Origin of the sequence: Hydrotalea sandarakina (genome assembly GCF_003254115.1) — a bacterium.
Lineage (GTDB): Bacteria > Bacteroidota > Bacteroidia > Chitinophagales > Chitinophagaceae > Hydrotalea > Hydrotalea sandarakina.
In genome coordinates this window covers 84,230-98,487 of record NZ_QKZV01000007.1, presented here as the reverse complement: position 1 = coordinate 98,487, position 14,258 = coordinate 84,230, and the positions used below count along the sequence as shown (strand labels likewise).

At 33.8% G+C, this 14,258-nt stretch carries 14 protein-coding genes and 1 pseudogene; 10 read left to right on the top strand and 5 right to left on the bottom strand.

Annotation, left to right across the window (positions count from 1 at the left end):
• Positions 1–153 precede the first annotated feature (153 nt).
• From LX80_RS11025 to LX80_RS11015, 4 genes and pseudogenes are all read left to right on the top strand, one after another.
• Positions 154–1,404: pseudogene (locus LX80_RS11025) on the top strand (glycoside hydrolase family 30 protein); the annotation flags it as partial.
• Positions 1,393–1,635, top strand: coding sequence for a glycoside hydrolase family 30 beta sandwich domain-containing protein (locus tag LX80_RS14635; protein WP_317046482.1), 243 nt, complete (start codon positions 1,393–1,395; stop codon positions 1,633–1,635). The pseudogene LX80_RS11025 and the gene LX80_RS14635, both read left to right, overlap by 12 nt.
• A 4-nt stretch (positions 1,636–1,639) precedes the next feature.
• A complete protein-coding gene (locus LX80_RS11020) occupies positions 1,640–2,104 on the top strand; it encodes a DinB family protein (RefSeq protein ID WP_111296404.1) in 465 nt (154 codons plus the stop codon).
• Between the two features lie 117 nt (positions 2,105–2,221).
• Positions 2,222–2,944: a hypothetical protein gene (locus tag LX80_RS11015; RefSeq protein ID WP_111296402.1), complete on the top strand. Its 723-nt coding sequence runs from the start codon at positions 2,222–2,224 to the stop codon at positions 2,942–2,944.
• 16 nt (positions 2,945–2,960) lie between these two features.
• Here the strand turns inward: LX80_RS11015 and LX80_RS11010 are convergent, their stop codons facing one another.
• Positions 2,961–5,981, bottom strand: a complete 3,021-nt coding sequence (locus LX80_RS11010) for a leucine--tRNA ligase (protein ID WP_111296400.1) — start codon at positions 5,979–5,981, stop codon at positions 2,961–2,963.
• 186 nt (positions 5,982–6,167) lie between these two features.
• On the opposite strand from LX80_RS11010, the gene LX80_RS11005 reads away from it, so the two are divergent.
• The 5 genes from LX80_RS11005 (at position 6,168) to LX80_RS10985 (ending at position 10,563) form a co-directional block, all read left to right on the top strand.
• Positions 6,168–7,043 (top strand): cell division protein FtsX, encoded by an 876-nt coding sequence (locus LX80_RS11005; protein ID WP_111296398.1) that lies wholly within the window; start codon positions 6,168–6,170, stop codon positions 7,041–7,043.
• An 87-nt stretch (positions 7,044–7,130) separates the two neighbouring features.
• Positions 7,131–7,385, top strand: coding sequence for a DUF3098 domain-containing protein (locus LX80_RS11000; RefSeq protein ID WP_111296396.1), 255 nt, complete (start codon positions 7,131–7,133; stop codon positions 7,383–7,385).
• Positions 7,386–7,474: 89 nt separating this feature from the next.
• On the top strand, positions 7,475–8,269 hold the full coding sequence (locus LX80_RS10995; protein ID WP_111296395.1) for an undecaprenyl-diphosphate phosphatase: 795 nt from the start codon (positions 7,475–7,477) through the stop codon (positions 8,267–8,269).
• A 66-nt stretch (positions 8,270–8,335) separates the two neighbouring features.
• Positions 8,336–9,670: an MFS transporter gene (locus LX80_RS10990; protein ID WP_111296393.1), complete on the top strand. Its 1,335-nt coding sequence runs from the start codon at positions 8,336–8,338 to the stop codon at positions 9,668–9,670.
• Positions 9,671–9,708: 38 nt separating this feature from the next.
• Complete coding sequence (locus tag LX80_RS10985) at positions 9,709–10,563, top strand: MBL fold metallo-hydrolase (protein WP_111296391.1); 855 nt, start codon at positions 9,709–9,711, stop codon at positions 10,561–10,563.
• A gap of 8 nt (positions 10,564–10,571) precedes the next feature.
• On the opposite strand, the gene LX80_RS10980 is transcribed toward LX80_RS10985, so the two are convergent.
• A complete protein-coding gene (locus LX80_RS10980) occupies positions 10,572–11,363 on the bottom strand; it encodes a DUF3108 domain-containing protein (RefSeq protein WP_111296389.1) in 792 nt (263 codons plus the stop codon).
• A gap of 76 nt (positions 11,364–11,439) precedes the next feature.
• Complete coding sequence (locus LX80_RS10975; protein ID WP_170120445.1) at positions 11,440–12,348, bottom strand: lysylphosphatidylglycerol synthase domain-containing protein; 909 nt, start codon at positions 12,346–12,348, stop codon at positions 11,440–11,442.
• A 234-nt stretch (positions 12,349–12,582) separates the two neighbouring features.
• Between LX80_RS10975 and ruvC the strand changes: the two genes are divergently transcribed.
• Positions 12,583–13,146, top strand: coding sequence for a crossover junction endodeoxyribonuclease RuvC (gene ruvC / locus LX80_RS10970; RefSeq protein WP_111296385.1), 564 nt, complete (start codon positions 12,583–12,585; stop codon positions 13,144–13,146).
• A gap of 20 nt (positions 13,147–13,166) precedes the next feature.
• On the opposite strand, the gene LX80_RS10965 is transcribed toward ruvC, so the two are convergent.
• On the bottom strand, positions 13,167–13,556 hold the full coding sequence (locus LX80_RS10965; RefSeq protein WP_111296383.1) for an HIT family protein: 390 nt from the start codon (positions 13,554–13,556) through the stop codon (positions 13,167–13,169).
• Positions 13,557–13,660: 104 nt separating this feature from the next.
• Positions 13,661–14,128 carry a transcription elongation factor GreA gene (gene greA, locus LX80_RS10960; protein ID WP_111296381.1) on the bottom strand — a complete coding sequence of 156 codons (468 nt, stop codon included), beginning with the start codon at positions 14,126–14,128 and terminating at the stop codon, positions 13,661–13,663.
• Positions 14,129–14,258 lie beyond the last annotated feature (130 nt).

The following is a 14,258-nucleotide window of genomic DNA, read 5'->3' as shown; positions in this document are numbered from 1 at the left end:
ATATTAATACATTCATTTATAAATGTTTCAAAATTGTTAAGTGGAATAGTTTTTCGATTCTTATCAAAGAATAAAACAAATAAATTATTTTTTTACTATATTAAAGAAAAGGGTGACAAGGAAATATCATTAACTTCGTTGAAATTATAATAGATGAAAATAATATTTTCAGTTATACTCATAATCGTAATTGAAATGAGTTTTGTATTAATACCAACTTCAGATAAAACGAAGTCACAGAAAAAACATGCTTCCAATAATATAATCGTTTATACAACCGCAAAAGCTACACCTTATCGAATAACGGCTACAGATAGTTTAACTTTTCATCACATGGGGCAACCTGTTGAAACAGAAGTTTGCGTATTTGTTGACCCCAATAAGAAATTTCAAACAGTTATTGGATTTGGCGGTGCCATAACTGATGCCGCTGCTGAAACATTTTACCAATTACCGGTACTTACTCAGAAAGAATTACTAAATGCTTATTATAATCCAGTAGCAGGTATTGGATATACATTGGCTCGAACCAATATTAACAGTTGCGATTTCAGCAGTAACAGTTATACTTATGTTGCGAATAATGACAGTAACTTAACCACGTTTTCCATTGCCCACGATCAACAATACAAAATGCCACTTATTAAGGCCGCAATGAAAACGAGCAGCCAACAATTCCATTTATTCGCTTCGCCCTGGTCACCACCTGCTTGGATGAAAGATAATAATAGTATGTTGGAAGGTGGGCACTTAAAAAATAACTTTAGAAGCGCATGGGCCAATTATTACGTAAAATTTATAAAAGAATATGAAGCCAATGGCATTCCTGTTTGGGGATTAACTGTACAAAATGAACCCATGGCAAAACAAACCTGGGAGTCGTGTATTTACACTGCAGAAGCTGAAAGAGATTTTGTTAAAAACTTTTTGGGACCTACTTTACAACGGAATGGCCTTGCTGAAAAGAAATTAATTATATGGGATCATAATCGAGACTTGCTTTATCAAAGAGCCAGTACAGTTTTAGAAGATGAAGCTGCCGCCAAATATGTTTGGGGTATAGGCTACCATTGGTATGAAACATGGACCGGCAGCGGTATGGAATTTTTAAATGAACAAAGAGTACATGAAGCATTTCCAAACAAAAATTTAATTTTTACGGAAGGATGTAATGAAAAATTTGATTTTGAGAAGTTGAATGATTGGAGTTTGGGTGAACGATATGGCCACTCCATGATTAATGATTTTAATAATGGCACCGTTGCATGAACAGACTGGAATATTTTACTAAATGAAAAAGGCGGGCCCAACCATGTTGGCAATTTCTGCTTTGCACCAGTACATGCTGATACACGCTCAGGTAAATTAATTTATACTAACAGTTTTTACTATATAGGTCAATTTTCAAAATTTGTTCATCCAGGAGCTAAAAGAATTATCAGTTCAGCAAATAGAGATCAACTAGAAACAACTGCATTTGAAAATACAGATGGCACTGTAGCGGTAATAGTTATGAATCAATCAGATAAACCACTTGGTTATCATTTATGGATACACGGCAATGCTGCATACATTAATAGCTTACCTCATTCTATTGCCACCATTGTAATTCCCAAAAACAAACTAATCAACTAACAATATGCACAACATCATTAACAACATTATTCTAACCAGAAAATTCATTCTTTCCATTTGTGAACCACTAACTGAGGAACAACTGAATACAACACCTAACGGATTCAACAACAATATAATTTGGAATTTAGGCCATTTAATTGCTGCACAACAAGGTATTTGTTATATCCGTTCCGGATTGAATCCGGTTGTAGATGAAAGCATTACAGAATATTTTAAAAGTGGAAGTAAACCCAATAAAATTTTTACTTACGATGAAATTGAAAGCATAAAAAATAGTTTTACTGCTTCATTAGAACAATTGAAAAACGATATTGAAAAAAAACTATTTGTAAATTATGAGCCCTTGCAAACACGTTATGGAGTTACCATTAGCAATATAACTGAGGCCATACAATTTCTTCCTTTTCATGAAGGTTTACATGCAGGTACCATTAATGCAATGAAAAGATTAGTAACACTACACTAATCAATAATAACCGATTTGCATTAGCAAACTTGTAATGATTATAATGCTTTACCCCAAATTGAAATGAAAGCAGCGATTTTTTATGCTTAATTATCTATGAAAAGATAATACTATGGCATGAAAACGCTTTATTTATGGGTAACAAGCATTCTATTGTTAATAACAATTTCGTGCAGAAAAAAAATATTGGTATGCACAGGAAATTGTGCTGAAGTAATTATTGCCGGATATGTGCTTGACAAGGGCAAAAATATCGTAATTGCCAATCAGCCAATTACTGTACAATTATACCGGAACCAATACTGTATTTTCTGTAGCAAATACAATTTAGGAAGTACCACAACCAATCAACAAGGTTATTTTAAATTACCAATAGTTTTAGATACATCATTACTTAAAAACCATCATCTTGTTATTTCAACCCCACAACCCAACAATACCATTCAATATTGCGAACCTAACGGACCCGGTATTGTTCCTAAAGCTAATCAATATGCTTCTTATTCATTTTATGCATTAGATACAAACCAACTTAATAACTTACAGTTTAATTTCTATTCTAAAACATTGCTTACTGTAGAGTTACATAGAAGGGGCAGTTATGCTAATAATACTCCCTACATTGGAATTGAAACGACAATGGATGGTAAAACGTCTGTATGGGGGCTTGATTTTAGAGCAACAAATACAGATACTGCATTAACCTACCATACCGCGATTAATCAGTTTACCAAATTAGTGGTATCTTTTAAAAAAGACACATCAAGCCCCTTTCAATCAATTACCGATTCCGTTTATTGTACAGCAAATGGAGTAAATCGTTTAGCAATTACTTATTAATGAGCATAAACAATTACTAAACCACTACATTAATCATTTTACCTTTCACAAAAATGAATTTCTTAATAGGCTTACCTTCTATCCACTTTTGAATTATTTCATTTTGCAATGTAATTTGTTCAACTTCAGCTTGTGAAGCTTCCAAAGAAATAGCAATGGTAGTGCGCAATTTACCATTTACACTTACCGGGTAAGCTTTTTCACTTTCCACCAAATATTGTGCATCCCATTGGGGGAAATGAGCTTCTACTACTGAAGTAGTATTTCCCAACACGTGCCACAATTCTTCAGCAACATGTGGTGCATAGGGTGCAAGCATAACTACCAAAGGTTCCAAAATAGCTTTATTATGTGTATTTAAATCGCTAAGTTCATTAACACAAACCATGAATGCAGCTACAGCAGTATTAAAAGAGAAGCGCTCGGTATCTTCTTCAATTTTTTTAATGGTTTTGTGTAAAATTTTTAATTGCTGAGGACTAGCCTCATTATCATTCACTAGCAAAGTACCTTTTGTTTCATCAAAAAACAGGCGCCATAATTTTTTAATGAAACGATGTACGCCTTCAATACCTTTTGTATCCCAAGGTTTACTTTGTTCAACAGGGCCTAAGAACATTTCATACATACGGAAAGTATCGGCACCATATTTAGCTACTAAATCATCGGGATTAACCGTATTGAATTTAGATTTAGACATTTTTTCTACTTCAACTCCACAGATATATTTACCATCTTCTAAAATAAATGCTGCATTGGCATATTCACCATTGCGCCATTGTTTAAAGGCATTCAAATCAAGTACTACACCATCAACCATATTTACATCTACGTGCAGGGCGTTAAAGTGTAATTGAGACTTAATTTGATTTATTCTTGGTTTAATTTTACTTAAAAAATTATTTAGTTGAGATAATTCATTTTCAATTATTGAATTAAGTTTATTGATAATAATATCTTCAATACCAATATTAGCTATATTGTCAATGATACCTTTTGAAACAAACAAATTAGAATTAATCTTTTGAAATAATTCACTAAATTGCAAACCGACCTCATAGTTCAGCTTTTCTTTTGTATAATTATCATTAATAAAATTTTTAGAAGCATATTCTAGAGCAGCGGCTTCATCATATATTAAATCATATACGATTTTCCCTATTCTATATACAAACCTACTACTACCTTGAATCATTCCTTGATTGACCAATTTTTTAAAAGGTTCATCAAACCCAATATAACCTAAGTCATACAAGGCTTTTGTCCACATACGGCTATACAGCAAATGCCCTACGGCATGTTCTGTACCTCCTACATAAACATCTACCTGTCCCCAATAATCGCTAATGGCTCTATCACAAAATGCAGCATCATTGTGAGGATCCATATAACGCAAAAAATACCAACTGCTGCCTGCATAACCGGGCATAGTATTGGTTTCTAAGTGTTGTTCAACCCATTCCGGTATATTCGCCAATGGTCCTTCACCTTCCGGTCCGGGGCTATAGGTTTTTACATTGGGTAATAAAACCGGCAAATCCTTATTAGATAACGGAACAGCATTTCCGTTAATCCACTTTATTGGAAATGGTTCACCCCAATAACGCTGTCGGCTAAATGCAGCATCGCGCATTTTGTAATTCACTTTTCTTTTACCAATACCCAACTTTTCTAATTCATTAATTACAACCTCCATGGCTTTACGCATAGGCATACCATTTAAAAAACCACTGTTTTCTAAAACAGCATCTTTAGTAGGATTTGCCTCTTTTCCGTTAAAAGCAGCGCCAATAATGTTGGTAATAGGTATATTAAAATGTTGTGCAAATTTAAAATCGCGCTCATCACCGCATGGAACGGCCATTATGGCACCGGTACCATAACCGGCTAATACATATTCAGCTACCCAAATGGGGATACGTTGATGATTAAATGGATTAATTGCATAAGCACCAGTAAAACATCCTGAAACTCGCTTCTCTGCTTGACGCTCTCTGTCGCTTCGGCTTTTTACATAAGCAAGGTATTCATCAATAGCTTGTTTTTGTTCAGGTGTAGTAATACTATGTACCAAAGCTAATTCCGGCGCAATTACCATAAAATCTACACCGAAAATAGTATCAGGGCGTGTGGTATATACTCTTAATTTTTCAGTTGAGCCTTCAATTGCAAAATCAATTTCAGCCCCACTGCTTTTACCAATCCAATTGGTTTGCATTTCCTTCATAGCCTCACTAAAATCAACCGTTTCCAATCCTTGCAACAATCTATCGGCATATTCAGTTATGCGTAAATACCATTGGCGTAATTTCTTTTTTTCAACCGGATGTCCTCCCCTTTCACTAACACCATTCACCACTTCATCGTTTGCCAATACGGTTCCCAATGCAGGACACCAGTTTACTTCACCATAACCACAATAAGCCAAGCGATATTGCATTAGCACATTTTGCTGTTCACTTTCTGAAAAATTATTCCATTCATCAGCGGTAAAATGCAAATGATGATCACCCGGACATTCGTGTTGCTGATTACCCTGCTTTGCAAACGCTGCAATCAATTCCGCAATTGGGCGGGCCTTTTGAAGATTTCTATCAAAAAAACTGTTAAATAATTCAAGAAAAATCCATTGAGTCCACTTATAATAAGCTGGATCGCAAGTTTTTACTTCTCTTTCCCAATCAAATGAAAAACCGATTTTATTTAATTGACTTCGAAAATTTCGAATATTATTTTCTGTTGAAATAGCGGGATGAATACCATGTTCAATAGCATATTGTTCAGCCGGTAAACCAAATGCATCGTAGCCCATGGGATGCAATACATTAAAACCTTTTAGCCGCTTATAGCGTGCAAATATATCGCTGGCAATATACCCCAAAGGATGCCCAACATGCAAACCGGCACCACTGGGATAAGGAAACATATCTAACACATAAAACTTTGGCTTGGATGATTGGTTGGGTACCGCATACACACGGTTTTCATTCCAATATTGTTGCCATTTTTGTTCTAATTCCTTAAAATTATATTCCATCATACTAACTTGATATAAAAATCGTTATCGTTGCAAACCGGTGTTAAAACTTAAAATTACTGAACAGTTTTTCACAAACCTTTTTCCAAAAAAAAATTGCGCTATTTTGCAACAAAACTTAATGTAATAGCGCAAATGTAAGGCATTGCCCTTCATTTACATTATATTAAACTTTAAACTTATAATATGCAACCAACAAAAAGTTCATCATTAAAAAAAAGCAAACCAAATTATATAAACAGTATTGTAGGCGTTGCATTAGTATTACTGTTAATGGGTATTATGGGCTGGGTATTTTTAAATTTTGAAAGAGCCGGCAATGCCTTGAAAGAGGATATTAAAGTACAAATATTTTTACGCACAGCTAATAAGGATTCCATTAGCCAAATGCAGCAGTATATTGCAAGTCAGCCTTTTGCTAAAAACGTAGAATATATTGATAAAGAAAAAGCCAAACAAATTTGGAATAAAGATAACAATGAAGACTGGGCGAAAATTTTAGATGCCAACCCCTTACCGGAAAGTATTGATTTTTATGCCCGTGCTGCCTATGTAAATAAAGATAGCCTGAATAATATTTCTAACCATATTATGACGCTATTCGGTAATCAAATTACCGAAATTAAATATCCCGGCGAATTAGTAAATAACATTAACGAAAAAGCAACCCGCTTTGGCCTTGCCTTCCTGGTAATTTCATGCATATTGTGCATTATAGTAATATTTAGCATTGACAATACCATTAAATTAGCAATGTTTAGCAATCGTTTTTTAATAAAAACCATGCAAATGGTGGGCGCTACACGTGGTTTCATTGCACGGCCAATGGATATAAAAGCCATTATTAATGGCCTTATTAGTGCCATTATAGCCATAGTTCTTTTATACGGAATTATTAGCTGGATTGAAAATCAGGTGCCCCAGCTAAAGGTTATTCACGACAATACTTTAAACTTTATTTTATTCGGGGGTATGATTTTGGTTGGTGTTGCCATTTCACTATTCAGTACACACAGAAGTGTAATAAAGTACCTTAAAATGAAGTTAGACGATTTGTACTAGCACAGAATCTTAAAAAATTAATATTTTAACACGTATAAATGCTTGGGTTTCTTATATTGCGTGCCTAACTGAATGAATAACACGACCATGACAGATAAAAAAAATGCCCCGGTAAAAGAAATGCCACCACTTTTTGGCAAAAAAAACTATCAACTAATGATTATTGGTGCCATTGTTATTATTATTGGCATGTTTTTAATGAGTGGCGGAAAAAATGAAGACCCCAATAAATTTGATTATAACTTGGTATATAGCACTACGCGTGTAACCATTGCGCCAATTACCATTATTTTGGGTTTGGTTATTGAAATTTTTGCCATCTTAAAAAAACCCTCGGCATAAAAAAATTTATTATAAAGTAAAAGCGATGTTTCGGCATCGCTTTTTTATTATTCATTTTTTTAATTAGTTAACCCGCATTTCAAAAAAATATGAACTTAATACAAGCCATTATTGAAGGAATAATAGAAGGAGTAACGGAATTTTTACCCGTTTCATCAACCGGACACATGATTATTGCCAGTTCAGCCATGCATATTGAAAAAGATGCTTTTACCAAAATGTTTGAAATTGCCATTCAACTGGGTGCCATTTTATCGGTTGTAGTTTTATATTGGCGTAAATTTTTCGATTTTAGTCGTTGGCAGTTTTATGTTAAGCTAATTATTGCAGTTATTCCCGCTTTAGTATTAGGTAAATTATTTTCAGACAAGATTGATATGTTACTGGAAAGCCCGCTTACTGTAGGCATTACCCTTTTAGCAGGTGGAATTATTTTATTATTTATTGATAAAGTTTTTAGCCACAACAACATTGGTAGTGATGACAAAATAAGTTATCCCAAAGCATTTATTATTGGTATTTGGCAATGTTTAGCCATGATTCCGGGTGTAAGCCGAAGTGCTGCCAGTATTATTGGTGGAATGCAACAAAAATTAACCCGAAAACTGGCAGCCGAATTCTCTTTTTACTTAGCTGTGCCCACAATGGCTGCTGCAACAGGTTATAAAATGTTGAAAACCTGGAAAGAAAATCCGGAAGTAGTAACCAATACACAAAATTTAAAACTTTTAGCAGTAGGCAACGTAGTGGCATTTGTGGTAGCCATGTTGGCGATTAAATTTTTTATTTCTTATTTACAAAAGCATGGTTTTAAGTTATTTGGATGGTACAGAATAATTGTGGGTATTATTGTTTTAGTGTTAATTTACTCAGGCAATTTATAATTTTAACTAAGCATAATTTTTATACCTTGTAGCCCAATCATTTAATTAAAATAAAGCAAAAGGTACATGCAAACAGCACCCAAAAAGGTAATCAATGGTTGGGCTATGTACGATTGGGCAAATAGTGCTTACAATCTGGTAATTACCTCTACTATTTTCCCCGCATATTATGATGCCATTACCACACTTACCGACAAGGCCGGTAATATTATTAGCCATAAAGTTCGTTTTGCAGGTATAAAAATTGAAAGCGCATCATTATATAATTATGCTTTAGCTTTAGCTTATTTTATTATTGCTATCATATCTCCCATTTTATCATCAATTGCCGACTATAAGGGAAACAAAAAAGCTTTTATGCAATTTTTTTGTTACTTAGGTTCCCTTGCTTGCTGTGCTTTATTTTGGTTTACAAAAAACACATTAAGCCTGGGTATTATTGCATGTATATTGGCTGCTATCGGTTACTGTGGAAGCTTGGTTTTTTATAATGCCTACCTGCCTGAAATTGCCGCTGAAAATGACAGAGACGATGTAAGTGCCAAAGGTTTTGCTTACGGTTATGTAGGCAGTGTTATTTTGCAAATTATTTGTTTTGTATTTGTATTAAAACCCGAATGGTTTGGTATAACAGATGCCGGATTTGCTCCTCGATTATCTTTTTTATTGGTAGGACTTTGGTGGATGGGCTTTGCCCAAATTACCTTCGCACGTTTACCTAAAAGCAACGGTAATAATAAAACAAAACAAACACAAATTATTTATCATGGTTTTCGCGAATTAAAAAAAGTTTGGCATCAGGCAAAACAAATGCCTGTACTCAAAACATTTTTATTGGCATTTTTCTTTTACAGCATGGGCGTTCAAACGGTAATGTTGGCAGCCACCTTATTTGGCAGTCAAGTATTGCAAATGGCAACCAGTAATTTAATTGCGTGCATACTTATCATTCAAATTGTAGCCATTGGTGGGGCTCATGTAATGGCAAAACTTTCCGACAAATTCGGCAACTTTAAAATATTATTATTTGTAGTCATTATTTGGATAGCCGTTTGCGTTGCCGCATATTTTATTACAACTGAATTGCAGTTTTATGTGGTGGCCGGTGTAGTTGGATTGGTAATGGGCGGCATACAATCTTTGAGTCGTTCTACATATTCCAAAATAATGCCCGAAACAAAAGATACTGCTTCATTTTTTAGTTTTTATGATGTAACGGAAAAAATTGCCATTGTTATTGGCATGTTTAGTTTCGGCTTCATTCAACAAATAACAGGTAATATGCGCAATTCAATTATTGCATTAATGGTATTTTTTATTATTGGCATGTTACTGTTAATTAGCATTATTACTAAAAAGGCTAACCCAAACGAAATTGAAGAAGTACAAATGGTAATATAATTTCACCTGTAACTTTGTTAAAGCATAAAACCTTTTTTATGAAATTACATACCATAGAAACCGGAAACTTTAAGTTAGATGGCGGTGCTATGTTTGGCGTAGTACCCAAAACAATTTGGCAAAAATTAAATCCCTCCGATGAAAATAATCTTTGCAACTGGGCTATGCGTTGTTTATTAATTGAAGATGGGAATAAACTGATTTTAGTTGACAATGGTATTGGCAATAAACAAGATGCAAAATTCTTCTCTCATTACTATTTGAATGGGGACGCAAGTTTGGATAAATCGTTACACCAACTGGGATTTCACAAAAATGATATAACAGATGTTTTTTTAACACATTTGCATTTTGACCACTGCGGTGGAAGTATATCGTTAGAAAACGGCCAATTGGTTCCAACATTTAAAAATGCAACTTATTGGAGTAATGAGGCCCATTGGGAATGGGCAACAAAACCAAATGCCAGAGAAAAAGCTTCTTTTTTAAAAGATAATATTCTGCCCATTCAACAAAGCGGCCAGCTTCAGTTTATTCCAACAGGTAAAATAGATGAACCCGTAACAGCACCATTTCACAACGATATTTCCATTTTATTTGCCGATGGGCATACCAATAAAATGATGCTGCCACAAATACAGTACAAAGGCCATACCGTTGTATTTATGGCCGACTTATTACCATCTATTGCCCACATTCCCCTGCCTTATGTAATGGCTTATGATATGTTTCCATTAACTACATTAAATGAAAAAGAATATTTTTTAAATAAAGCAGTTAAGGAGAAATATGTTTTATTTTTTGAACATGATATTCAAAATGAATGTTGCAACTTAACCAATACCGAAAAAGGCATTCGGCAAAATGAAATATTCAGACTTCAGGATCTGTAATTGTATTATTAATTAATTCCGATCATTGATGACAATGGGTGGCGTAAATTGCGGTATTGCATCATATCAACTTTTACGCTACCCACTACAATTGGGCTTTCAATGCGCAATGGTATATGGTTGGCATCGTCTGAAACCCAAACAGTCATTTTTTCACCACCTGTAAAAATAGTACCTTTTACTAATAATGGCCTAAATTTTATGGCTCTGAATTTACCATATTTTGTTTTGATAACCTCTTTGCCCAAGTAACGGATATAAAGGGGGTAAACCTGGTTATCGAGAAACATATCAAAAGGAATTTTATCATCCACTTTATAATTATTAAAATCTAAATTTCTCGCATAATAAATAGAACTTAAAACATCTTGAATACAACTTGGCACTTTATATACTCCCTTTGCAGTAATGGCAGTATTTGTTTGATGATTAAAAGTTACATTTTCATATGTTTTATAGCCACCTTCATCCACATTTCGTATAAACTTATAGGGCTGTAAAGTAGCAGTATCAATATAAGATTCATAACGATCGCGCACTTTGAAAATCCAGTCATAGCTTGGATTTGAACTTCCAATTCCCACAACGTGGTAAACATCTTTATTATTTAATTTTTCAAGGTAGGTAGTAAAATTGGCTGTTCCGGCATTTACATAAATACCAATTACGGAATAAAAAATAGTATATGAAATACTTTCCCCGTGTTCAAATGCATAATTTCTAACGCCACACATATCCTCACCGGCCCTTAGTGGGAATGAAGCTGCCAGGGTAAATAACATAATAACAAGTTTCTTCATGCAGATTTCTCCTCGAAATGGTTCAATCAATATTTATTAATACTTATACAATTTTCCCAATAAAAAAGTTGATACATTATTGTCTGACTTTTTCATTGGGCCTGCTTTTGAATAGTTTAATATTTAAAACAAATAAAGCACCTACTATTGCCGGTATAACCCTATTCATTAACCAAATTGCAGTTGCCGCCAACAATATACCAATCATATTATTACTAATCATACCAAATAACTGCAAACTAATTACTCCACGTATGCCAACCTCGGCAATGGCAATGGTTGGAATAATAGCCAATACCAAAAAAAACAAAGCCGTTATTGCTGCCAATTGAAATATGGGTGCATGTACACCACACAATTGCAACATTAACACATACTGCATTAGGAAAATTACAAAACGAAAGCCAGAATATGTTAAAACTGTTGTTAATTTATGCCAATGCAAATGTGTTATGTTTTCAAAGTAATAGCTATATTTTTTAAAAATGGGTAACTGAATAAAATATTGAGTAAACTGCGATAAACGATAATAAATTATTAACATAATTAACGTAGATGCCAATATAAGTATATTGAAAAAACTTAAAGAAATAGGCAAAATTTCTGCAAGAACATGAAAGGCATGAGGCAATTGTTGCCACAAATATGCCACAGCAATAACGCCTGCAAAAAAAGTAATGCATAGTTGACTTAAACTGGCAATAATATTTAAAATTAGCGAACGCCCCCTATTTCCTTCTTGTGTATACATCATTCTACCTGCAAACTCACCAATGTTATTTGGTGAAGCTATTGCCAATGCCTGGCCAGTTAGTATAGCCTTGTAGGCATGCCAAAAATTAGTTTTTTCAATTGTTTGCAATAAAATTTGCCATTTTTTTGCTTCTATTGCCCAATTAATAAAAGTTAATAAAATAATTAAAGGTAAATTCCAACTATTTGCTCCGTTTAATGAATTAATCCATAATTGAAAAACCTCATTCAAATTATTTTGTGACCGTATTTGATGATAAATAACAATGGCTAACCAAATGAATAATATTGGCCCGAGGAAATAATTAATAACTATTTTAAGTTGCCTGCTCAGAACTATTTAATTTAGCACAAAGTAATAAAGTAATAAGAAAAAAATCATAACCGGTTGCTTATAGGCAAAGAAATAAATTATTTTACACTTTAGTATTTTAGGTAATGGCCTAATTCATACATTAAAATAATCATGCAAGCAAAAACTACTATTTTAGGTGTTGACCCCGGTTCACAACTAATGGGATATGCCTTATTAGAAATACAAAATAATAAGCCGATGCTTATTACTATGGATGTACTTAGCCTTACCAAGTATGATGATATTTATGAACGATTAGAAAAAATTCATACTAAAATCTGTAGCCTTATTAGCACATATCAACCTAAAATGTTTGCAATTGAAGCCCCATTTTTTGGAAAGAACGTTCAAAGTATGCTAAAACTTGGACGTGCACAGGGAGTTGCCATTGCCGCTGCTATGCAGTACAAAATTCCGGTTACTGAATATTCGCCCAAAAAAGTAAAACAATCAATAACCGGAAACGGAAATGCAAGTAAGGAACAAGTATGGAAAATGTTGCAACAAATTTTACATATTCAAGAAGCACCAAAATATTTAGATGCATCCGATGCTTTAAGTGTAGCATTATGCCATTACTATCAAACACATCATGGTTTAGGGCAAACACAACAAAAATTTAAGAGCTGGGAGCATTACATACAATTACAAGAAAAAAAAGTACAAAAAAAATAGTGCATTTACTTACAACATATTTACAAAAACTTTAAAATATTTTGCTGTACAGTTCTTAATTCATCTTCACTTAGCTTTAGTTTGTGGTCTAATAAATGAACATCATGCATGCCATTCATGGGAATTAAATGTATGTGTGCATGTGGTACCTCAAAACCCAAGGTTAGTATATTTACTCTATTGCAAGGATAAGCCTTTTGAATAGCCTGGGCAATAGGTTGGGCAAATGGCAGAATTCCTGCCAAGTAATCGGCCGGAAGTTCAAATAATTTATCAGTTTCAATTTTAGGAATAACTAATGTATGGCCCTTTGTGTATGGAAAAATATCCAAAAAAGCATAAAACCGGTCGTTTTCTGCAATTTTATAAGAAGGAATTTCACCGTTGATGATTTTAGAAAACAATGTCATAAAAGCTGCTTTAAAATATTTCAATGAAGTTACAATACATTAACAAAATTAAAAAAGCCTCATTTACCAAATGGTTAATGAGGCTTTTAAACGTATTAAAACAATTAAATGGTAATATGCTCAACTTTAAATTTAATTACACCGGCAGGCGCCTGAATTTCGGCGATTTCGCCTACTGATTTTCCTAGCAAACCCTTACCAATAGGTGAGCTTGCGGAAATTTTTCCTTCTTTTAAATTAGCCTCTTTCTCTCCTACAATTTGGTAGGTAAAAGTTTTTTTAGTAGCCATATTTAGAACAGTTACTTTAGTAAGCACTGCCACCCTACTGGTATCAATAGATTCAGGATCAACAATTTTTGAATTGGCAATTATCCCTTCCAGTTGTTTAATACGGGCCTCTAGTAATCCTTGCGCTTCTTTAGCTGAATCGTATTCCGCGTTTTCTTTTAAATCGCCTTTCTCGCGGGCTTCAGCAATGGCACGGGCAGCCGCAGGTCTGTCAACTGTTTTCATGCGTTGTAATTCCTCACGCATTTTTTCAAAAGTTTCTTTTGTTACATATTCACTCATAGCCAACTTTTTTTAATAGACATAAAAAAAATACAACGCCACATAATAATATGCAGCGTTGCGCAACTACAAAAATAAGCAATTTCATGAAAAAAAACTTTATTGAATGAAATTTTGCTGTTGTTGTGAT

What these genes read in the sequence shown, in the direction of transcription:
- LX80_RS11020 (WP_111296404.1), top strand. Translation starts at nt 1,640, where the DNA reads ATGCACAACATCATTAACAACATTATTCTAACCAGAAAATTCATTCTT.
- LX80_RS11015 (WP_111296402.1), top strand. Translation starts at nt 2,222, where the DNA reads ATGAAAACGCTTTATTTATGGGTAACAAGCATTCTATTGTTAATAACA.
- LX80_RS11010 (WP_111296400.1), bottom strand. Translation starts at nt 5,981, where the DNA reads ATGGAATATAATTTTAAGGAATTAGAACAAAAATGGCAACAATATTGG.
- LX80_RS11005 (WP_111296398.1), top strand. Translation starts at nt 6,168, where the DNA reads ATGCAACCAACAAAAAGTTCATCATTAAAAAAAAGCAAACCAAATTAT.
- LX80_RS11000 (WP_111296396.1), top strand. Translation starts at nt 7,131, where the DNA reads ATGACAGATAAAAAAAATGCCCCGGTAAAAGAAATGCCACCACTTTTT.
- LX80_RS10995 (WP_111296395.1), top strand. Translation starts at nt 7,475, where the DNA reads ATGAACTTAATACAAGCCATTATTGAAGGAATAATAGAAGGAGTAACG.
- LX80_RS10990 (WP_111296393.1), top strand. Translation starts at nt 8,336, where the DNA reads ATGCAAACAGCACCCAAAAAGGTAATCAATGGTTGGGCTATGTACGAT.
- LX80_RS10985 (WP_111296391.1), top strand. Translation starts at nt 9,709, where the DNA reads ATGAAATTACATACCATAGAAACCGGAAACTTTAAGTTAGATGGCGGT.
- LX80_RS10980 (WP_111296389.1), bottom strand. Translation starts at nt 11,363, where the DNA reads ATGAAGAAACTTGTTATTATGTTATTTACCCTGGCAGCTTCATTCCCA.
- ruvC (WP_111296385.1), top strand. Translation starts at nt 12,583, where the DNA reads ATGCAAGCAAAAACTACTATTTTAGGTGTTGACCCCGGTTCACAACTA.
- LX80_RS10965 (WP_111296383.1), bottom strand. Translation starts at nt 13,556, where the DNA reads ATGACATTGTTTTCTAAAATCATCAACGGTGAAATTCCTTCTTATAAA.
- greA (WP_111296381.1), bottom strand. Translation starts at nt 14,128, where the DNA reads ATGAGTGAATATGTAACAAAAGAAACTTTTGAAAAAATGCGTGAGGAA.